This is a genomic window from Acinetobacter amyesii (assembly GCF_023499985.1).
Classification (GTDB): Bacteria; Pseudomonadota; Gammaproteobacteria; order Pseudomonadales; family Moraxellaceae; genus Acinetobacter; species Acinetobacter amyesii.
This window is the reverse complement of sequence record NZ_JAMCOU010000021.1, coordinates 49987-71718: the sequence shown is the minus strand read 5'-3', so window position 1 is coordinate 71718 and position 21732 is coordinate 49987. Positions and strand designations below refer to the sequence as shown.

21 protein-coding genes and 3 tRNA genes are annotated in these 21732 nt (G+C 42.6%); 14 read left to right on the top strand and 10 right to left on the bottom strand.

Features of this window, described 5'->3' with window-relative positions:
- Positions 1–133: 133 nt before the first annotated feature.
- The gene (locus M5F03_RS04935; protein WP_180024725.1) at positions 134–556 is read right to left on the bottom strand and encodes a DoxX family protein; all 423 of its coding nucleotides are present in this window, start codon (positions 554–556) and stop codon (positions 134–136) included.
- Positions 557–750: 194 nt separating this feature from the next.
- Between M5F03_RS04935 and M5F03_RS04930 the strand changes: the two genes are divergently transcribed.
- Entirely contained in the window at positions 751–1377 is a 627-nt protein-coding gene (locus M5F03_RS04930; protein WP_078191514.1) for a DedA family protein, read from the top strand.
- A 19-nt stretch (positions 1378–1396) separates the two neighbouring features.
- On the opposite strand, the gene M5F03_RS04925 is transcribed toward M5F03_RS04930, so the two are convergent.
- The 5 genes from M5F03_RS04925 to M5F03_RS04905 form a co-directional block, all read right to left on the bottom strand.
- Entirely contained in the window at positions 1397–1990 is a 594-nt protein-coding gene (locus M5F03_RS04925) for a LysE family translocator (RefSeq protein WP_180035118.1), read from the bottom strand.
- Positions 1991–2297: 307 nt separating this feature from the next.
- Complete coding sequence (locus M5F03_RS04920; protein WP_180026158.1) at positions 2298–2702, bottom strand: hypothetical protein; 405 nt, start codon at positions 2700–2702, stop codon at positions 2298–2300.
- A gap of 13 nt (positions 2703–2715) precedes the next feature.
- On the bottom strand, positions 2716–3552 hold the full coding sequence (locus M5F03_RS04915; RefSeq protein ID WP_180024726.1) for a ParA family protein: 837 nt from the start codon (positions 3550–3552) through the stop codon (positions 2716–2718).
- Positions 3553–3615: 63 nt separating this feature from the next.
- Positions 3616–4008 (bottom strand): SirB2 family protein, encoded by a 393-nt coding sequence (locus M5F03_RS04910; RefSeq protein WP_078194060.1) that lies wholly within the window; start codon positions 4006–4008, stop codon positions 3616–3618.
- Positions 4009–4016: 8 nt separating this feature from the next.
- Complete coding sequence (locus tag M5F03_RS04905) at positions 4017–4328, bottom strand: BolA family protein (protein ID WP_078191519.1); 312 nt, start codon at positions 4326–4328, stop codon at positions 4017–4019.
- A 241-nt stretch (positions 4329–4569) separates the two neighbouring features.
- Here M5F03_RS04905 and M5F03_RS04900 point away from each other — a divergent pair.
- From M5F03_RS04900 to M5F03_RS04860, 9 genes are all read left to right on the top strand, one after another.
- A tRNA-Gly gene (locus M5F03_RS04900) sits at positions 4570–4642 on the top strand.
- A gap of 47 nt (positions 4643–4689) precedes the next feature.
- A tRNA-Gly gene (locus tag M5F03_RS04895) sits at positions 4690–4765 on the top strand.
- Between the two features lie 46 nt (positions 4766–4811).
- Positions 4812–4887, top strand: a tRNA-Gly gene (locus M5F03_RS04890).
- A gap of 397 nt (positions 4888–5284) precedes the next feature.
- Complete coding sequence (locus tag M5F03_RS04885; RefSeq protein ID WP_180094594.1) at positions 5285–6511, top strand: SfnB family sulfur acquisition oxidoreductase; 1227 nt, start codon at positions 5285–5287, stop codon at positions 6509–6511.
- Positions 6512–6522: 11 nt separating this feature from the next.
- Positions 6523–7746: an SfnB family sulfur acquisition oxidoreductase gene (locus M5F03_RS04880; protein WP_249707123.1), complete on the top strand. Its 1224-nt coding sequence runs from the start codon at positions 6523–6525 to the stop codon at positions 7744–7746.
- The gene (locus tag M5F03_RS04875; protein WP_249707122.1) at positions 7746–9182 is read left to right on the top strand and encodes an LLM class flavin-dependent oxidoreductase; all 1437 of its coding nucleotides are present in this window, start codon (positions 7746–7748) and stop codon (positions 9180–9182) included. Before M5F03_RS04880 ends, M5F03_RS04875 begins: the two co-directional genes overlap by 1 nt.
- A gap of 64 nt (positions 9183–9246) precedes the next feature.
- The gene (locus M5F03_RS04870; protein ID WP_180024776.1) at positions 9247–10077 is read left to right on the top strand and encodes a MetQ/NlpA family ABC transporter substrate-binding protein; all 831 of its coding nucleotides are present in this window, start codon (positions 9247–9249) and stop codon (positions 10075–10077) included.
- Positions 10078–10087: 10 nt separating this feature from the next.
- The gene (locus M5F03_RS04865; protein ID WP_249707118.1) at positions 10088–11158 is read left to right on the top strand and encodes a methionine ABC transporter ATP-binding protein; all 1071 of its coding nucleotides are present in this window, start codon (positions 10088–10090) and stop codon (positions 11156–11158) included.
- On the top strand, positions 11139–11798 hold the full coding sequence (locus tag M5F03_RS04860; protein WP_249707104.1) for a methionine ABC transporter permease: 660 nt from the start codon (positions 11139–11141) through the stop codon (positions 11796–11798). The genes M5F03_RS04865 and M5F03_RS04860 overlap by 20 nt, the downstream gene beginning before the upstream one ends.
- A 140-nt stretch (positions 11799–11938) precedes the next feature.
- On the opposite strand, the gene M5F03_RS04855 is transcribed toward M5F03_RS04860, so the two are convergent.
- A complete protein-coding gene (locus M5F03_RS04855) occupies positions 11939–13639 on the bottom strand; it encodes an NAD-dependent malic enzyme (RefSeq protein WP_180114381.1) in 1701 nt (566 codons plus the stop codon).
- A 400-nt stretch (positions 13640–14039) separates the two neighbouring features.
- Here M5F03_RS04855 and mdh point away from each other — a divergent pair, with 400 nt between their 5' ends.
- Together mdh and M5F03_RS04845 are read left to right on the top strand one after the other, a co-directional pair.
- Complete coding sequence (gene mdh, locus M5F03_RS04850; RefSeq protein WP_180116324.1) at positions 14040–15251, top strand: iron-dependent methanol dehydrogenase; 1212 nt, start codon at positions 14040–14042, stop codon at positions 15249–15251.
- A 246-nt stretch (positions 15252–15497) separates the two neighbouring features.
- Positions 15498–16460 carry an alpha/beta hydrolase gene (locus M5F03_RS04845; RefSeq protein WP_249707101.1) on the top strand — a complete coding sequence of 321 codons (963 nt, stop codon included), beginning with the start codon at positions 15498–15500 and terminating at the stop codon, positions 16458–16460.
- Positions 16461–16481: 21 nt separating this feature from the next.
- Here the strand turns inward: M5F03_RS04845 and M5F03_RS04840 are convergent, their stop codons facing one another.
- A complete protein-coding gene (locus tag M5F03_RS04840) occupies positions 16482–17663 on the bottom strand; it encodes a helix-turn-helix domain-containing protein (RefSeq protein WP_249707099.1) in 1182 nt (393 codons plus the stop codon).
- A 221-nt stretch (positions 17664–17884) separates the two neighbouring features.
- On the opposite strand from M5F03_RS04840, the gene exaC reads away from it, so the two are divergent.
- Entirely contained in the window at positions 17885–19396 is a 1512-nt protein-coding gene (gene exaC / locus M5F03_RS04835) for an acetaldehyde dehydrogenase ExaC (protein ID WP_078194071.1), read from the top strand.
- Between the two features lie 93 nt (positions 19397–19489).
- On the opposite strand, the gene M5F03_RS04830 is transcribed toward exaC, so the two are convergent.
- Both M5F03_RS04830 and M5F03_RS04825 read right to left on the bottom strand, forming a co-directional pair.
- A complete protein-coding gene (locus M5F03_RS04830) occupies positions 19490–20083 on the bottom strand; it encodes a 2-hydroxychromene-2-carboxylate isomerase (RefSeq protein WP_249707096.1) in 594 nt (197 codons plus the stop codon).
- A gap of 50 nt (positions 20084–20133) precedes the next feature.
- A complete protein-coding gene (locus M5F03_RS04825) occupies positions 20134–20877 on the bottom strand; it encodes an SDR family oxidoreductase (protein ID WP_249707093.1) in 744 nt (247 codons plus the stop codon).
- Between the two features lie 153 nt (positions 20878–21030).
- On the opposite strand from M5F03_RS04825, the gene M5F03_RS04820 reads away from it, so the two are divergent.
- Positions 21031–21609, top strand: coding sequence for a TetR/AcrR family transcriptional regulator (locus M5F03_RS04820; RefSeq protein ID WP_249707078.1), 579 nt, complete (start codon positions 21031–21033; stop codon positions 21607–21609).
- The last annotated feature ends 123 nt before the right edge of the window (positions 21610–21732 follow it).

Genomic DNA, 21732 nt, shown 5'->3' with positions numbered 1-21732 from the left:
GGGCAAAAATCCCAAGCCAAACGGTGTTTTTTACAACACATTTCAGGACTTTACCCATCCGCTTTCAATCAGCGGTAGACATGAAAAAAGCGGCAGAAGGCCGCTTTGATGGATGCTCGGATTCATGACAACTTTATTTTGATTTTTCAATCCAATGATCAAAACTAAATTGACCAGCACCATGCAGCATGAGAAATAATAAGCCGCCAGACATCGCCAAATTTTTCATAAAGTTAATGCTATCTTCAGCACCACCATGGAATAAAAATGCAGTGATTAAACTAAATACGGTTAGACCCAGTGCCGCAAAACGCGCTTGAAAACCAAACAATAAAGCTAAGCCACCACCCAACTCGACTAAGATAGTAATCGGAAGAAGTCCAGCTGGCACACCCATTGACTCCATATAACCTGCTGTTGCAGTGTAAGCCGTAATTTTCCCCCAACCTGCCACAATAAAAATATAAGCCATTAATATACGTGCAACGAGACTGACTACCGAATTGATTTGCGGCTGTTGACTCAGATTTTTCACCATCAAATTTGGATTAAACATACTGAAACCTATTTTTAATACTGTTCAAAAGATGTGCTTAGATTAGGTCGTTTCTTATTCTCTTTAAATATGCTTTTATAATACTCATCATTCCATATATAGAACGATTTTACTGATAATTAATTACGTTTTAATACTGACTTTGCTGCCCCAGACTGATAGCATCAGACCACTATTTTACGCATATAAGCCCCATGGAACTGATTGATTTTATACTACATGTTGATGACCATTTACTCGAGTTCATTACCAATTATGGCGTATGGATTTATGCAATTCTGTTCCTGATTATTTTTGTTGAAACCGGTTTGGTGGTCATGCCCTTTTTACCGGGTGACAGTCTTCTGTTTGCAGCAGGCGCGCTCGCTGCGTCAACAGGTGCCATGGATCCATGGGTTTTGGTGATTTTACTGTTTATCGCGGCAGTCTTGGGCGACACGCTGAACTACCATATTGGTAAATATATTGGCCCACGTGTCTTTGAAATTGAATCACGCTTCATTAACCGTCAACATTTGGTGAATACGCAAAAATTCTTTGAAAAACACGGTGGTAAAACCATTATTTTTGCCCGCTTTATTCCTTTTGCACGAACCTTCGCGCCTTTTGTCGCAGGTGCAGGCAGCATGAACTACAAGTACTTCCTGACTTTTAACATGATTGGTGCGATTTGCTGGGTTGGCTCATTTATCACTTTGGGTTATTTATTTGGCAATATGCCAATCGTGAAAGATAACTTCACCCATCTGATCTTTGGCATCATTATTATTAGTGTTTTACCGGGTGTGATTGGTTTTATTCGAGCAAAATTAAAGAAATAAACCGATGTGGTGAACGCCTTTAAGCAAAAAAGCGCAAAACCACAGGGAACATACATAAAATCAGCATCAGGGCCGATCCTTTATATAGAAGATCGGCCTTAATTTTTTGGGTCTTACCTGCCAAAATCGTCCGTCCAAATGACATCCAAAACAACGCAACAGGCAGCAAAACCACACTAAATACAGCGAAAACCAAAATAAAATTTAATGGGCTAGCCCAAGTTTCAATCGGGAAAATACCTGCAGCAAAAAGCAAGGCTTTCGGATTTTTTAAGGAGGAAATGAATAATTCACGTGGTTGAATTGAAGGATGTTTTTGATTGTACTGATGTAAATGCGTCGATTTCCACAAATGAAAAGCCAACCATAAAACATAGGCAATACTGAGAAAATGTAGCAAGTGAATTAAATTCGGCCACACTGGAGCGCTTAAATGAATAATCAACGCCCACAAATTAATGGCATAGAAATAGCCCAATAATTCTGCAGGAATCAGCATGCACGTCTTTGCAATGCCTTGTTGATGTGCAGAGCTTGCCATTAGTGCATTGCTAGGTCCCGGCGTCATCATCACCGCAATCATTGCAAATACAAAAAGCCAACTCTCAATCATAAATATCCAGACAATGTTTCAAAGCGCACACCTTAGCCGAAATGAATTTAAAAAAACAAGTACGCGCTAGGTCAGTTTTATCCTTATACAAGTCAAAGTGATCACACTGAATATTCAAGATCAGAAGGAGGCATTAAAATTTACGAATAATATTTAATTTAATTTTTTCATAGATTTAAAAATTTTATTGGCTCTAAATAGTGAAGTTTATTTGACTCAAAAAAAATGCCAGTAGACGCCTCGCCTACTGACAAATTTTATTACACTTTTCTCATAGCACAGGCCTGAGCCCCTGCTCATGATCCGCTTATGATTTTGCTGCGGTAGCCGAATTTGTGCGAACGATAATCGGACAACCTTTAAATTTTGCTGCCTGTACGATCGCTTCTTGCTCACCTAAAACACGTGAAAGTTCGGTACGTTTAGTATTCGAAGATTGTCCCATATTGACCGAAATACTCGGACCAATGCCCCAACCTCCACGGCTGCCCCAGCCACCACCAAGGCCAACACCGACACCAACGCCTGTGCGCTTCGGCGTTTCTACACCATTTTGAATATAGTCGTGGATTCGGTTGTATTCGCTTTGCAATTGCTGGCAACTCAAAGACTGATACTGTGTAGGTGAAACATAGCTAGGTTTAGGCGTACTTGCACATGCACCCAATACAACAGCAGTGAAAGCAACTAGACCACATTTAAGTGCATTCATACTTTTCTCGATACTACTTTTGCTCAATTTCATTGAACAATGATTGATAGGCTTGCGTCAATTTATGATCTGCAGCCAAATGGATTAAAGGTTGATTTTTATGATGAGATTCTTTCATCAGCACCGAAGGCGGTAACATGCTGTCCAATACGGGAAGACCTTCATCTTTGAGTTGTTGTACAACTTCGCGCGGCAACTTCGCCTGTGCTTGAAATTGATTGACCACAATGCCTTCAATTTCCAAACGATCATTATGATCATCCTGCGTTTCCAACACATTTTCGATCAGGGTCTGTAAAGCTCGTTTTGAAAACACGTCACAGTCAAATGGAATCAGCACGCGATCTGCCGCAATCAACGCAGATAAAGTAAAAAAGTTAAAGGCCGGCGGTGTATCAATAAACACTCGATCATATTGACCGCTCATCTGCTGCAAAGCATCACGCAGTTTGTAAATTTTATGCTTAGATTCTAAGGCATGTGCCAACGCACCCAAATTTGGGCTTGCAGGAATTACATCTAAATTTTTAAACGGTGATTGATGTACATAGCTTTCTAGACCTTTAGTACGATTTTTTAAAATCGAACCAATGGCATTTCCCAACAAACCTTTACTTTGTTGCGTCCCCAAGACTTCTTCAAAATAATTTTCAATATTGGGTTCAAGTGCGGGCTTATCTGCCGAATACGTCGCATCATCCCCCAACAAATATTGGCTTGAATTGGCTTGAGGGTCGAGGTCAATCACCAAAGTTTTTAAACCTTGGTGCGCGCTTATCGCAGCTAAATTGACCGTAATACTCGATTTCCCCACACCACCTTTTTGGTTAAATACCACACGCGTACGCATTCAAAACCCTCTAATCTTTGTTTTTCTACTCAAGCCTTGAAATCGGCCATGTGGATAAGCCATTTATCCAAAAACTGGTTTGATTATAACCAATGTAATGATGAAAATAAGTGCAACAGCTGCAATAAATAAGCCCGCACGGCGCTGAACCAATAATACACTGTCATCTTTCTTATACGCTTTAGATAAAGAAGACAGCAGCGCCAAAAACAACACAACTTTGGCATAGAACCATGGCTGCACATCAAAGTTCTTCATAAACAATAAGATAATTCCTGTTACAGCAATTAAAGCCATTGAGCCATGTTGCAAAGCAACAAAAAACTTACGCCCTGCTGGATTGGGTAAATTGCCCTGCGTCCCTTTAAATAGCGTAAAAGCACGAATGAAAATGGCAGCACAGCCTAAAGCCACGCCACACATATGAATGATTTTAATGATTAATTGCGTTTCCATGGTTTACCTTAAGATGACTTTGGTGCATGCGCACATTCAGGGCTAGTGGTGTCTTGACCTTTCCACTCTTCAGGTAAAAACGCATGAATGGCTAAGGCATGAATTTGCCCCGGACTGAGTAAATCACCTGCTGCGGCATAGACTTTTTGATGACGTTGCACCAAACGCAAGCCTGCAAAAGCCTCACTCACGATCACCGCTTTAAAATGCGACTCTTTACCTGGGAAATAACCACCATGACCTGCGGACTCATTCACCACTTCAAGATGTGTAGGAGCTAATGTCTGTAGACGCTCAATTAATTGCTGTTCTAAACTCAAAACCGCTCTCCCAAATTCAAAAAAGGTTCAACTGGTCTTAGTATAGCCTGTATTTGTTGAAGTTCTTGTGTCGCAAAGTTGCTGAAACCGCCTGAATCGCATGATTTCATCAAAATGGAAGCCTTTGACCTGCAAAAATATTCCAATTTTCAAACAAATTGTTTTTATTTTATGCAAACGATGCACAGTTTTTCATAAAGTTATTGACCTGAAAAATCCTTAATGTATTATACGTGGCTATGCGGGAATAGCTCAGTTGGTAGAGCATAACCTTGCCAAGGTTGGGGTCGGGAGTTCGAGTCTCCTTTCCCGCTCAAAATTTTTTCATTCGGTTTTTTATTTAAAAAATTGGATAGACTCCGCGGGAATAGCTCAGTTGGTAGAGCATAACCTTGCCAAGGTTGGGGTCGGGAGTTCGAGTCTCCTTTCCCGCTCCAAATTTTTTTCGATTCAGTTTTTTAGTAAAAAAACAGGATAGACTCCGCGGGAATAGCTCAGTTGGTAGAGCATAACCTTGCCAAGGTTGGGGTCGGGAGTTCGAGTCTCCTTTCCCGCTCCAAATTCAAAAAGCCCCCATCAAAAGATGGGGGCTTTTTTATTGCAGATTGAAAAACATCTGAATCAATTTCTAGCCTTTTTTAATCTTTGCATAGCTCTATGATATTGAGCATCTATTGGAGTTCAAGCTGATTGACCACCATTAATAAAAAGTATTAAAAAAACAGCTAAGCCTCTGTCTTAGATATATTATTTTTAAAGTTGAATATCTACAAAGTTGCTAACACCAAATTTAAATCATCAATCCTCTTGTTGTTTTCCCTACATCTATTGTTTTAAATCAAACACTTATTTTATCTAATTTGCATAATTTTTATGCAGATTAAATGCTAAAAAGACATTTTGCTAAGTTAAGAATAATCCATCATTTAAAAAATCCCGCATTTACGAGTAGCGTTTTGATATCTATTAAAGGTGTCATTATGTCTCATTTAATCTCTGAAAATATTCATGTTATTGAAAATGACTTAGAAGCGATTCATGCAGCTTATCACGTTGCCGATTTTGCTTTGGAAGGTCGAAATGAACGTGATCAGAACCGCCTACTCCCATTTGCAGAAATCGACTTATTCAGTCAAAAAGGTTTAGGTGGCATTCGTATTCCCAAAAAATTTGGCGGTGCCTACGTGTCCAACAAGACACTGGCGCAGGTTTTTCGCATTATCAACAAAGCAGATTCTAGCGTGGGCCAAATTCCACAAAACCAAATTGCCTTGCTGTATATGATTGACCTCATGGGAACAGATGAGCAAAAAGCCTTTATTTTTAATGAAATTTTACAGGGAAAACGTTTAGCTAATGGTGGGCCAGAGCGCAACACCAAAGACACTAAAACCTTAAACACAACGCTGCGCATTGAAAATGGAAAGTATGTTGTTAATGGTGAAAAGTTCTATTCGACCGGCAGTAGTTTTGCAGATTGGTTAGCGATTAAAGCCGTTCACCCTGAAGGTCATGTTGTCCTGACCATCATTGATCGACACGCTACAGGCGTAGAAGTGATTGATAACTGGAATGGTTTTGGTCAGCGCACAACGTCTAGTGGCACCGTCAAACTCAACCATGTGGCAGTAGACCCCCTATTAATTTTTGATGAACGTAAGCTTTCTGCAGGGCCAACGTATCGAGGTGCCTTTTCACAATTGATGCAAGTCGCGATCGATGTCGGGATTGCGGAAGCTGCCTTTGCAGACACCCTTTCTGCGGTACAAAAAGCCCGTCCGATTGTGGATGCACAAGTTGAGAAAGCCAGTTTTGAGCCCTACACCCTACAAGAGGTGGGTAAATCTGCAGTTTTATTGGATGCTGCGATTTTACTTTTAGATGAAGCCGCAGATTATCTCGATGAATTAGATCAGCTTGATCAGGTGAGTGAACAACAAGCCGCTCTGGCTTCGATTCGTGTCGCTGAAGCTAAAATCTATGCCAATGATGCAGCCTTACAGATCTCTGAAAAACTCCTTGAATTAGGCGGCAGCCGTGCAAGTTTGAGTGCCCATAACCTTGATCAACACTGGCGCAATGCCCGAGTACACACCTTACATGATCCTGTGCGCTGGAAGCTGCATACCTTAGGCGACTATTACTTAAATCATAAATTACCTGCACGCCATGCGTGGATTTAAGGAGAATTCTGATGACCTCATTTCCAAATATTAATTCGCTACAGGCCATATCAACAACACCTGCGCATATTATTCACTCCGATGTAGAAGCACTTGAAATTGCAAAACAATTAGCCGAACAATTTAGAAAAAATGCCGTGCAACGTGATGCCGAACGCATACTGCCGTTTGATGAAATCGAGGCCTATAGTCAATCGGGTCTCTGGGCAATCACGGTTCCCAAGGCATTTGGCGGTGCCGAAGTTTCAAGTTATACCGTGGCGCAAGTGATTGCGCTTATGAGTGGTGTAGATGGCTCAATTGGGCAAATTCCACAAAACCATTTTTATGCACTAGAAGTATTACGTAACACCGGCACAACTGAACAAAAGCAAAAGCTTTATGCCGAAGTGCTTGCTGGCGCTCGTTTTGGCAATGCCTTAGCCGAGTTTAAAACCAAAACCGCTGCGCAAAAACAAACGTCGATTCGCCCTCATGACAATGGTTTTGTAGTGAATGGTGAGAAGTTTTATTGCACCGGCAGTTTATTTGCGCATCGTATTCCCACATTGGTCAAAGACCCTGATGGTCGTGAATATTTAGCCTTTATTGCACGTGAAAGTGCAGGTCTAGAGTTGATCGATGATTGGACAGGGTTTGGACAGCGCACCACGGGTAGCGGCTCTGTAAAATTTCACCAAGTTGCAGTTCCTGCCATAGATGTCATTCCCTTTGATCGTGCATTTACGGAGCCGACATTGGTTGGGCCATTTGCGCAAATTATGCATGCTGCGATTGAAGTCGGTATAGCCCGCGCAGCCTTTGAAGAAAGTTTGAGCCGCGTACACCAAGCTCGACCATGGATTGATTCAGGTCTTGATCTTGCAAGCGAAGATCCTTTAACCAAATATGAACTCGGTCGCATTGCCGCAGATGTTCGCGCCAGTGAGGTCTTGCTGAAACAAGCCGCTCGTGCCATCGATGCTGCTCGCCCACAGCCCAATGCTGAAAACATCGCAAAAGCTTCTCTAGATGTCGCGAAAGTGCGTGCGCATAGTACTGAAACCGCACTTAAAGCTGCTTCAAAATTGATTGAGCTTGCAGGCAGCCGTGGCAGTCAGCGTGAAGATGGTCTAGATCGTTTTTGGCGTAATGCACGTGTTCATACCTTGCATGATGCAGGGCGTTGGAAATATTTCTTCATTGCCAATTACCTCCTAAATGGCGTATTGCCCCCACGTCGAGGGACCTTGTAATGAGCCAAATCAAGACGGCTGATACCCAATCACATACAGCCAAGAAAATTTTACTGAATGCCTTCGACATGAACTGTGTCGGCCATATCAATCATGGCTTATGGACCCATCCACGCGATGAGTCACACCGCTTTAATGAACTGAGCTATTGGACCGATCTTGCCAAAACCTTGGAGCAAGGGCTGTTTGACGGGCTATTTATTGCAGATATCACAGGAGTCTATGATGTTTATGAAGGCAATATCGATCTCACACTTAAAGAGTCGATCCAACTGCCGAGCCATGACCCCAGCACCCTGATTTCTGCAATGGCTGCGGTCACTGAAAACTTAGGTTTTGGTGTAACAGTCAATTTGAGCTATGAAACGCCTTATCAGTTTGCACGTCGATTTGCCAGTCTAGACCACCTGACCCAAGGTCGAATCGGTTGGAATATCGTGACTGGATATCTAGACAGTGCAGAACGCTTAATTGGGCAAAAAGGCCTGAAAGATCATGATCTACGCTATGAACAAGCCGAAGAATTTTTGCAGCTTTGCTATAAGTTTTGGGAAGGCTCTTGGGAAAATGATGCGGTTCAAAAAGATAAAGCAAATCGTATCTTTAGCGATCCAAAAAAAGTACATGCCATTCAACACCAAGGCAAGTTCTATCAAAGCCAAGGGGTATTTCAAGTTTCTCCATCGATTCAGCGCACCCCTGTGTTGTATCAGGCCGGTGCTTCACCACGTGGCTTAGCTTTTGCTACGCAACATGCAGAAGGCATGTTTATCGGTGCAGACAGCGCTGAAAAAGTCAAAAATCAGGTACAAAAAATTCGCAGCCAAACCGCAGCGCAAGGTCGTGAGCCACAAGCCGTAAAACTCTTTGTCGGCATTACGGTGGTAACCGCAGAGACCGATGAGCTCGCCCAAGAGAAATTGGCTGAATACATTCGCTATGCCAATCCTGAAGCGGGACTGGCACACTTTTCGAGTTCGATTGGGATGAACCTCGCCAATTATGCAGAAGATGAAGCCATTCCGTATCAGCAGACCAATAGCATCGCATCGGTCAATCAAAAATTTAAAGAGCAAAAAATTACTCGCCAAGATTTGCGTGCTCAGCACGTTCTAGGTGGGCGTTATCCGCTCTTTGTCGGAAGTGGCGCCAACGTTGCAGAACAGTTGATTGACTATTTGGATGAAACTGGCATCGATGGATTTAATCTGACTCGCACCGTTGCACCTGAGTCACATCAAGATTTTATCCATTTGGTCATTCCAGAATTACAGCAACGTGGTCGCTATAAAACTGCGTATGACACCGGTAGTTTGCGGCAAAAACTGTTTCAACAAGGTGACCATTTAGCCAAGACACATCCTGCTCATCGCTACCGATGTCCCACTTCCGAAACGTCATCTCAGGCAGCGCTTAAAAACGTTGAAACAGCATAAGCTGCATTTATAAAACAACATGTTAGACAAAAAATTTAATTATTTGGAAATATAGAGGTGTGCCATGGCACAAACAGCAAAATCTAAATTCACACTGATTGGTGTAATCGTGGCCATCTTGGTGATTGGCTTAGTTATTTGGAATCAACAAAAGAAAAGTCATCAAAGTGAATTGGTGATTGGGATTAGCCCATCTTTTGCTAAACCCTTACAAGTCGCTGCAGATGAAGCCAAGCAGCAAGGGCTGAACGTGAAATTGGTGGAATTTTCAGACTGGAATACCCCGAATATCACCCTAAACCACGGCGATATTGATGCGAACTTTTTCCAACATCAGCCGTTTCTAGACAATGCAAAAAAAGAAACGGATTTTAAAATCAAAGCCTTTGATGTCGGTGCTGCAACCCATGTCGGACTGTATTCAAAAAAGTATAAAAACTTTGCTGATTTACCCCATAAAGCCAAAGTGGTGGTTCCAAATGATCCGGTCAATCAGGGCCGTGCCTTACAACTGCTACAGCAAGCCAAGCTCATTGAACTGAAACAACCAGATAACTTTTTATCGACTTTAAATGACATTGCAGCGAATCCTAAACAGCTTCAATTTATTGAGGTGGAAGGCCCTCAAACGGCACGTGCGATTGATGATGTCGATCTGGCTTTTGGCTATCCACATTATTTACGTCTAGCAAAAACTGCCGATCCTGAAAATGCCTTACTGTTTGACTCCAATACCGACAAGCGTTTTGCCATCTTATTTGCCGTACGTGATGACTATGTAGATCGCGACGATAAACTGCGTAAATTTGTCGATATTTATCAAAACTCACCTAAAGTTAAACAGGCATTGGACGCGGATTTTGGTGCAAAACTGTGGTTCCCTGGTTGGAAATAAGGAGTCACTCATGGTGAGTTTCGGTTCATCGGTTGAATTTGCCGTCCCCCATATCCAAATTAAAAATTTAAATAAATTTTATGATGTGCAAGGACAGCAGGTTCATACCTTAAAAGATATCAATCTGAATATTCCACAAGGCAAAATATTTGGCATTATTGGGAAAAGTGGCGCGGGTAAATCCTCACTGATTCGAACGCTGAATGGCTTAGAACAAATCAGTGATGGCAGTATTCACATCCATCAACAGGAATTATCAAGCTTAAATCACGCAGAGTTGATAGCCCTACGTCAGCGTATTGGGATGATTTTTCAGCATTTTAATTTGATGTCTGCCAAAACCGTGTATGACAATATCGCGCTGCCCCTTAAAATCGCCAATTTCAGTCAAGCCGATATCGCTCAGCGAGTGAATGAAGTGTTGAAGTTGGTAGGTCTTGAAAATAAAGCAGCGCACTACCCTTCTCAACTTTCGGGCGGGCAAAAACAACGTGTTGGGATTGCACGAGCGTTAGTTCATCATCCGGAAATTTTACTCTGTGATGAAGCGACTTCTGCACTCGATCCAGAAAGTACTTCTGTTGTGCTGTCTTTGCTTAAAGAAATTAATCAAAAGCTCGGTATCACCATTGTGTTGATTACCCATGAAATGCAGGTCATTCGCGAGATTTGCGATCAAGTTGTGGTGATCGATCAAGGCGAAATTGTAGAAGCAGGACAGGTTTGGAAAGTGTTTTCTACGCCTCAGCAGCAGATCACACAAGAGTTACTCAACCTTGAACAACTTGATTTACCAAGCGACATTCAGCCACAACCGTCAGATTCAAATGATCAAATCATTTTAAAATTACGCTATGAATCGACACTACAACAGTCGCCTGACTTAAAGTTTATTTTTGATCAATTTCAGGCGCCAGTACATTTGTATCAAAGTCATATCGATAGTATTCAAGGGCATTTAATTGGCTCGTTGATTGTTGCTGTAGACCACAGCCATTTAGATATCAACGCCTTATCTGAACAACTTAAACACCATATCGCACAGATTGAGGTACTTGGCTATGCACGACCAACTCATTGATTTACTGATTAGTGGAGCCATTGATACTTTACTGATGGTCGGCGTTTCAGCCTTTGTGGCCTTTCTGATCGGCCTGCCTTTAGCGGTCGTATTGGTGTGTAGTGCTGAACACGGGATTTATCCCTCAAAAAGCTTAAACCACACACTAGGTTGGTTGGTCAATATTACCCGTTCGGTGCCTTTTCTGATTTTAATGGTGGCACTCATTCCGCTCACGCGCTTTATTGTGGGCACCAGTTATGGCGTTTGGGCTGCCGTCGTACCTTTAACCCTTGCGGCCACGCCTTTTTTTGCACGCATTGCAGAAGTAAGCTTACGTGAAGTCGATCAAGGTCTGATTGAGGCCGCTCAAGCCATCGGCTGTAATCGCAAACAAATCATTTGGCATGTGCTGCTCCCTGAAGCGCTTCCTGGCATCGTCGCGGGCTTTACTGTGACTTTGGTGACCATGATTAATTCTTCTGCTATTGCAGGGGCGATCGGTGCAGGTGGTTTGGGGGATATTGCTTACCGTTACGGTTATCAACGCTTTGATATGCAAATCATGCTGGCAGTGATAGTGGTCTTGGTCGCGATCGTGATGCTGGTTCAAGCCTGTGGAGATCACATTTCCAACCAGCTCGATAAACGCAAAATTTAAAACGACCCTCACGATAATTTTTCGTATTTCTTAAAAAAAAAATATGCCTCTATACATAAAAAAATACCCTAATCTGGATTAGGGTATTTTTTCGATCAGTTGCAAAATTGATTCTGCTTAAACAGAATCTTTAGACCAAATTAATAGGTCACACGGACATAATCACGATATTCAGGTTTCCAGAAATTCGCTTCAATCGCATGTTCGAGTACTTCAACGCTGACATTTGGCGCAACACCATCAGCAATCGCAGCTAATGCGACTTTCAATGCAATTTTCTTCGAAATATCCTGTAAATAATCCAAACTTGGCAATAAATCGGCATTTGGATCTGCCAATTTTGGTGAACAGTCTGCCAACGCCGTACTAGATGCCATCAGCATATTTTCCGTCACACGTTTCGCCCCAGATGCAATCACACCGAGACCAATCCCCGGGAAAATATAGGAGTTATTACACTGTGAAATCTGATGAATCTTGCCATGATAATTCACTGGTGCAAATGGACTGCCAGTCGCAATCAGGGCCTTACCTTTGGTCCACTCGATAATATCTGCAGGCACCGCTTCGACACGTGATGTCGGATTAGACAGTGGCAACACAATAGGCTGTTCACAATTCGCAGCCATCGTTTCAATGACCTCTTGGCTAAACAGTCCCGGTTGTCCCGAAACGCCAATCAATACAGTCGGTTTAGCATGTGTAACTACATCCAATAGCGAAATGACTGAATCTGCATTTGCCCAATGAGCAACGTTATCCGGTGCTTGCGCAAGTTTGCGTTGGAAATCTAAAAGATTCGGCTGATTTTCAGTAATTAAACCAAAGCGATCGACCATAAACACCCGCGCACGCGCTTGAGCATCGGTTAAACCTTCCGCCACCATTTGCTTGATGATCTGTTCTGCAATCCCGCAACCTGCTGAACCTGCCCCTAGGAATGTGACGATTTGATCTTTGAGCTGCTTGCCTGCTGCACGTGATGCCGCAATTAAACTTCCGACAGACACCGCTGCTGTTCCTTGAATATCATCATTAAAGCAGCAAATTTTATCGCGATATTTTTCCAATAAAGGCATCGCATTTTTTTGTGCAAAGTCTTCAAATTGAATCAGCGCTTTTGGCCAACGTTGTTGAATGGCTTTAATCACGTCATCAACAAATTGATAATATTCTTCACCGCTGATACGAGGCTGACTCCATCCCATATAAATCGGGTCATTCAACAGCTGTTGGTTATTGGTTCCGACATCTAAAGTAATCGGCAATGTATAAGCTGGACTGATCCCACCACATGCGGTGTAGAGCGACAACTTACCAATTGGAATCCCCATCCCCCCAATGCCTTGGTCACCAAGTCCAAGAATACGTTCACCGTCCGTAATAACGATCACTTTCACGTTCTTTTTATTCACGTTATGAATAATTTGGTCAATATGATCACGGTCAGGATATGAAATAAAAATCCCACGATGACGACGATAAATATCCGAGAAGCGCTGACAAGCTTCACCCACTGTTGGTGTATAGATGATCGGCATCATCTCACTAAGGTGATTTTCAATTAAGTGATAGAACAGCGTCTCGTTGGTATCTTGGATATTGCGTAGGTAGATATGCTTATTGATATCACTATTAAATGCACAATATTGCTGATAAGAACGCTGACTTTGTTCTTCAATACTTTCTGTAACGTGTGGAATTAAACCGTGTAAATTAAAGCTCTTACGTTCATCTTCATTAAACGCAGAACCTTTATTTAAAAGTGGGAGTTCTAAAAGTGTATTTCCGGCATAAGGAATATATAAAGGTCGTTTCGTTTTCAAATTTTCACTGGACATTATTTAACTCGTTTAATTAATCTTTTGTTTCGCACTGCAAAAAGCGAAATGCACAAAAGTGACTATCTCGTTATTTGTTATAGCCTATCCTGATTCGAGCGCTTTGGGGCATTTAGTAAATTGATAGTAGTTTTAGTTAGATTTTATAATCTGATAACTCGATCATGCATCCAATCATCGCAACGCCTATTTTGGCTTAAATGTATACGACTTTTAGCGAATCTTAGAAAATAACAAAAATAATTAATGATTAAATTTCAATCAATTAAATAAATTCAAAACAAAGCCTTAATTTTGGTAGGTCTTTGGTAGGTGTGAATTTAAAACATCCCTCGCAATACTTAGTTTAGGTGAGTATCACCCATAACAAATGACAATGAATGGTAGAAGGAATCGCACCATGGCTTTTAAAAATATTGCAGATCAAACAAACGGTTTTTACATCCCTTGTGTTTCACTTTTTGGCCCCGGCTGTGCTAAAGAAATTGGTGCAAAGGCGCAAAATCTTGGCGCAAAGAAAGCGCTTATCGTGACCGATGCCGGTCTTTACAAATTTGGTGTGGCAGACACCATTGCCTCATATTTAACTGAAGCTGGCGTGGAAAGTCATATCTTCCCGGGCGCAGAACCCAACCCAACTGACATCAACGTGCATAGCGGTGTAGATGCCTACAATGACAATGGCTGTGACTTTATTGTCTCTCTCGGTGGCGGCTCTTCTCATGACTGTGCCAAAGGCATTGGCTTAGTGACTGCGGGCGGTGGCCATATTCGTGACTATGAAGGCATCGATAAAAGTACAGTCCCAATGACTCCACTCATTGCGATTAATACCACCGCAGGTACGGCATCAGAAATGACCCGTTTCTGTATTATTACCAATACCGACACCCACGTTAAAATGGCGATTGTCGATTGGCGTTGTACCCCTCTTATCGCCATTGATGACCCGAAGCTGATGATTGCGAAACCTGCGGCGCTCACTGCAGCAACCGGTATGGATGCGTTAACGCATGCGGTCGAAGCTTATGTTTCTACAGCAGCCAATCCTATTACCGATGCTTGTGCAGAAAAAGCCATCAGCATGATCAGTGAATGGCTCAGCCCTGCCGTAGCCAATGGCGAAAACTTAGAAGCGCGTGATGCGATGAGCTATGCACAGTACTTAGCAGGGATGGCATTTAACAATGCATCTTTAGGTTATGTCCACGCGATGGCGCACCAACTTGGCGGCTTCTACAACTTGCCACATGGCGTATGTAATGCCGTGCTGCTACCACACGTTTGCGAATTTAACCTGATCGCCTGCCCTGACCGCTATGCGCGTATCGCACAGCTCATGGGTGTGCCAACCGACGGTTTAACGGTGACTGAAGCGGCTTATGCAGCGATTGCAGCAATCCGTGAACTCTCTGCTTCGATTGGCATTCCATCGAGCCTTTCTGAACTCGGTGTGAAAGAACAAGACCTCAGCATCATGTCTGAAAATGCACAAAAAGATGCCTGTATGCTCACAAACCCACGTAAAGCGACTCATGCTCAAGTGGTTGATATTTTCAAGGCAGCGCTGAAAGCCAATGCCTCTGTGGTCGACTTCAAAGCGGCCGTTTAAGTTAAGCCCTTAAAGGTCTTCATGTTTAAGTGACCCAAGTGCCTACATTATCCTTTGAGTCTGGTAATGTAGGCTCAACTGAATCCATTTCACCTTTTATTTCAGGGAAGCGACTATAGATTGGTCGCTTTCATACTGAGGTCACTCTTTTTTAGTCGGTAAAACAGCATCGATTATTCATTTGACAAAAGCTCATGACTCATCAAGGATAAAGCATAATGTCCAATAATATTAATGAGTATAATAATGAGCCATTCACCAATTCAGTATCAGCCTGACATTTTGGGCGCAGGCTATGAACAAGCCACGCTGACCTTCCCGGATGATTATGAAGGCCCAGTGGTTGCCACACTGGTTCGCAAAAAAGCCACGGCTCCTACCTCCAAAGCGGTGCTCTATATCCATGGTTTTATCGATTATTTTTTCCAAACCGAAATGGCGGAACGCTTCAATCAGCACGGTTTCGACTTTTATGCCTTAGATTTAAGAAAATATGGTCGCTCAATCCGCCCGCATCAAAAATACTATAATGTGCATGCACTGTCTGAATACGATGCCGAAATAGATCAAGCCCTAACGATCATTGCTGATGAAGGTCATGATGCCTTGCTGCTCTGTGGTCATTCTACCGGTGGCTTAACCACCACTTTGTATGCGGCGCATCATCAAAATCATCCTTTAATTCAAGCCCTTTGGGTTAACAGCCCATTTTATGATTTCAACATGAATCCAGTGAAACGCGCACTGGGTATTCCACAGCTGAGTAAATTGGCAAAGACTTTTCCAAATTTAAAATTCCCAAGTGAACTAAATAAATGGTACACCGCCAGCTTACACCGTGAACTCAAGGGTGAATGGGACTTCAATTTAGACTGGAAAAAGACCCGCTATCCAATGGTGTATTTAAGTTTTGTACGGACAATTTATGAGGCTCAAAAGGAAATTCATCAAGGTGTGACGATTAATGTACCGGTATTAGTGATGCATTCACATCAAACTAAAAATCCCAAAAAATGGGGTAAAGCAGCGCAGACCAGTGATGTGATTTTGGGTGTAAAAGATATCCAAAAATATGCCAAAAAAATTCAAGGCGATGTCACCATTCAAAGCATTCACAATGGCTTGCATGATTTAGTACTTTCGGAAAAAACCGCGCGAGAACAAGTCTATACCCAGCTCTTTCAATGGCTGGCCAATAAAGGTCTTTAATAGCCTGAATTACATTGCAACTTACTGTTTTAATTTCAACAAGGTCTGATGTACGGGATGCGATCTCGGCATCAGCTCAATCAGGCGTTCAACCGCATCGATAGCTTCAGGAAAACGCGCGACATGCTTGAGCAGAACATCTGTTTCCTTGGCATTAAAAATCGCTTGGCTCAATCGTGACTCAAGACAATCACGCCATGCCCCTAAAAATGGGCTTTCAGTTTTAGCCAAGAAAACCCCTGAACACAGTTTTAAGGCCGAATCGATATAACCTGCATCTAAAGCTTGCTCGGCTTGCAAAAAATCGGCTTCGACTTGTGCCAATAAACGATAGGGACGTGAGCCTAGCATGCCGCCCAAAATATCGCGTAGCTGCGACATTTCCGCTTTTAAAGTCCCAACACTCACCTTGCGTTCACCATATAAGGCTTGATGCAAAGTATCTAAGGTCATGCCTTGTGGACATAGCGCCAAGATGGTCAAAATTTCTATTTGCCGCGGGGTCAGCACCATCACTTTGCCATTAAATAACACTTGCGGCACAGCAAAGGCCCGAATATACAAATGCTGTTTTTGAAAATCGAGTAAAGCCGATTGAATAATCGAAGCGCAGCGTTCAGCCGCAAGTAGCCCTAAACTATTGTGGTTTTTCCACACGGTGGATAAATCAACCACGCCCAAAATTTGCTGCGTATGTGGATCGATAATCGGTGCTGCATAGCAGACCCATTCATGTACAGATGGCATGTAATGTTCATTTGAAAACACACAACTCGACTGTTGGGTTCTTAAAGACAACGCTAATGCATTGGTGCCGACCAATTCTTCGCGCCATTGCCCACCCGCAATAAAATGCACGCTTTCCGCAGCACTTTGCATTTGCCGACTCGACGCACTCCAAATAATCGTGCTACCCACATCACCCACGGCAAGTACCATCGACGACTGTTCGGCAATGTGTTTTAAATCTTCGGCACAATGTTGCAACGCGTGATGCAATGCCGACTGCTGTTGACTCTGAGGACTTAAATTCACCAAAGGCGCAGCACTCCGGTTTTCCGGAATTTCCGCCTGCGCCGATCGCTGCCAAGAACTCGCAATGCTCTCATTCAATTGCGAAGTTTGCTGCTTTGACAGACTCATGCCCTGCCTTAACCGTTCGACATTCTGTCGTTTTTCAGATAAATCCTTCTGTATCATCATTCATTATTCTCACAACAATTCATGACTAAAAATCCGTTTCCCGGCTTTTGTTTTTAAGACTGAAAAAAAATATTGTAAACCTTCTTGTCTCCAACCTTTTTCCAACCTTATACAGGCTATGCTAATCAAATAATGTACAAAAGTACCTTATACCAAAGCTGTAGATTGCCACAGATGGGCAGCCCAACAAGATCATAATAAACAAGCAAAGGAAAATTCATATGCGTTATGTCGATCCTAATCAACCCGGTTCAAAAGTTCAGTTTAAAGCTCAGTATGAAAACCTGATTGGTGGCCAATGGGTCGCGCCAGTGAAAGGTGAATACTTTGAAAATATCTCCCCTGTAGACGGTAAAGTTTTTACCAAAGTGCCACGTTCTTCTGCTGAAGATATCGAATTGGCTTTGGATGCAGCGCATAAAGCCAAAGCCCAATGGAACGCCTCTTCCCCAACCACACGCTCAAATATTTTATTAAAAATTGCCGATCGACTTGAAGAAAACCTAGAGCTCCTTGCTGTCGCAGAAACATGGGACAACGGTAAACCGATTCGTGAAACCTTAGCCGCTGATATTCCACTCTGTATCGATCACTTCCGTTATTTTGCCGGCTGTATCCGTGCCCAAGAAGGCGGCATTTCTGAAATTGATGAAAATACCATTGCTTACCATTTCCATGAGCCACTTGGTGTGGTCGGACAAATTATTCCGTGGAATTTCCCAATCTTGATGGCGGCTTGGAAACTTGCTCCAGCATTGGCTGCGGGAAACTGCATCGTGTTGAAACCTGCGGAGCAAACGCCTGTCAGCATCTTGGTCTTGGCTGAACTCATTCAAGACCTACTCCCACCGGGCGTGCTGAATATTGTGAATGGTTATGGTGTTGAAGTCGGTCGTCCATTGGCGACCAATCCACGCATCTCAAAAATCGCCTTCACAGGTTCAACCGCTGTGGGTCAAATGATCATGCAATATGCGACTGAAAATATCATTCCTGTGACTTTAGAACTTGGTGGAAAATCACCAAATATCTTCTTTGAAGACATCATGGACAAAGACGATGAGTTCTTAGATAAAACACTCGAAGGTTTTGCCATGTTTGCGCTCAACCAAGGTGAAATTTGCACATGTCCATCACGTGCATTGGTACAAGAAAGCATTGCAGATCGATTCTTGGAAATGGCAGTAGAACGTGTCAAACGTATTAAGACGGGTCATCCACTCGATACCGACACCATGATTGGTGCACAGGCATCGCAAGAGCAGCAAGACAAAATTTTAGGCTGTATCGCTACAGGTAAAAATGAAGGTGCACAGCTCATTACTGGTGGTGACCCACGAAATGAAGTCGGTACAGGTTTCTATATTGAGCCAACGATTTTTAAAGGCACCAATGACATGAAGATTTTCCAAGAAGAAATCTTTGGCCCAGTTCTGTCTGTTGCAACATTTAAAGACTTTGATGATGCCATTAAAATTGCCAATGACACCATTTATGGTCTAGGTGCAGGTGTTTGGTCACGTTCAGCGCATACTTCTTATCGTGCAGGACGTGCGATTCAGGCGGGCCGTGTTTGGACCAACTGTTACCACATTTACCCTGCCCATGCAGCATTTGGCGGTTATAAAAAATCAGGTATTGGCCGTGAAAACCACAAAATGATGTTGGATCATTATCAACAAACCAAAAACCTCTTGGTGAGCTATGACACCAAGCCAATGGGCTTCTTCTAAGTCTTAGTATCAAAAAACAAAAAGCGAACTTCGGTTCGCTTTTTTATTAGTGCTGCTTTTAAATTGAATGAACGGTCTACCGCGCTGGGTCATTCATTTTGCAGACAAGGCATACTCAACAAAATGTAAATGATCGACACCCCAATACATTTCATCATCGACAAACCAACTTGGCGCCCCAAACACACCCCGTTCAATAGCTTCTTCGGTCACCACTTTCAGCTCAGATTTGACTTTTTCATCATCCAACCACTGTTTCACTTGTTCTGCACCTAGCCCCAGTTCTTGCATGAGTTGCATGAAGGTGGTGAGATCATTTAAATTGCGTGGCTGACCAAACATCGCGTTAAAAATACCCGTCAATACTTTCAGAAACTCTTCAGACTGAAATAACTGGACTGCGGTTATTAAACGCATCAACTGCAAAGTATTGATTGGAAAATACGGATTCATCTGTACGGGTATCTGCCATAGCTTTGCCCAACGTTGAAGATCAATCATGGAATAACGTGCCTTCGCAGGTACCGCCATCGGACTACTGTTGCCAGTAGCTTTAAACACCCCACCCAATAACATCGGTTTCCAGATAATCTCTGCCTGATATTGCTCAGCAATGTGCTGAATACGGTGAAATCCGATGTAGCTATATGGACTGCCGACATCAAAATAAAATTCAATGACTTTCATTTTTTTCGTCCTTTTTTTGCTTGTTTGTCCTAATATTTTTAAATCAGTGCTTACCAGCGTTCCATCCACGGTCGCAGATCTAATTCATGCGTCCATGCATCTCGTGGTTGCTGTGAGAGATGCCAATAATTTTCTGCAATATGTACTGGATTTAAAATACCATCTTGCTCTTTTTTAGCATAAAGATCAGGGAATGTATCTTTGATAAAATCGGTATCAATTGCACCATCAACCACCACATGCGCAACATGAATATTACGTGGACCTAGTTCCCGTGCCATACTTTGTGCCAATGCCCGCAGCGCATGTTTTGCCCCTGCAAATGCTGCAAATCCTGACGCACCACGTGTCCCAGCTGTTGCGCCAGTGAAAATAATCGTGCCTCGTTCACGTTTCACCATGCGTTTTGCCACTTCCCGGCCCGTTAAAAAAGCCGAGAAACATGCCATCTCCCATATTTTGAAATATTTACGTGCGGTTTCTTCCAAAATACTACAAGGGACGTTGGCACCAATATTAAAGACCATGACCTCAATCGGGCCTATGTTTGATTCGATATGCTCGATGAGTTCAATCACTTGCTCTTCTTTTCGAGCATCCGAACCAAAGCCAAAAGCAGTCCCTCCCTGTGTTTGAATTTCAGCAATTAAAGGCTTTAATTTGTCTGCATTTCGTCGTGTCATACAAGCAATATAACCCTCCCGGGCAAAACGTTTGGCAATTTCACCACCAGTTGCATCACCTGCACCAATCACTAAAGCGACTTTTGCTGAAGTCTTGTTGATTTGTTGCATAGTCTCACTCCATTGCTGTTTTATTTTTATTCCACGCTCATTTTATTTACGCGTCGGTTTTAAACCACACTTTATTAAATAACGATCGTTACTATAACGAATACTATGTTATGATTAATTTATCGTCAATCATAATTTTTTAGGGTCATGCACATGCGCTATAAACCCGAATACAAACAACAAAAACGACAAGAATTGCTCAACATTACGGGGCAAATTGCGAAAAAAAATGGCTTTGCTGCAACAGGTGTTGACAGCTTAATGAAAGCTGCAGGTGTAACTAGTGGCGCATTCTATTCACATTTTTCGTCAAAACAGGATTTACTCAAAGCATTGGTTGAATATGAATTGCAGCAAAGCTTTAACATGTGGCAAAGCAACCCGCATCATAATGCAGCCGACTGGATTAATTTTGAATTAGACCGTTACTTAACCCCTTCCCACCTTGAACATCCTGAACAAGGCTGTGTTTTGCCGACACTTGCGACCGAAGTAGCTCGTGCAGATGACACGATTAAACAGGCCTATGAAAAGGAATTACTGCGCGGTCATGCTTTATTTAGCGCACATTTGGCGAGTGAAGAAAAAGCTTGGGCCATAATGTCCCAACTGGTCGGTGCAATTTTAATTGCGCGTGCAGCCGCAGATCCACATTTGCAAAAAACTATTTTAAACGCCAATAAGATGATGATTCGGCAATATTTAGAGAGCCATGTGGCTGCATCAACGTGATTGATTTTTATGTGACAGTTCATGGAGTTAAAGACCGACAGTTTTCCGACAAACTGTTCATCTCTTTCATTTGAATTATTTAAAATCTGTATAAGCTTACCCATTTTTATGCTTTTCAATCGC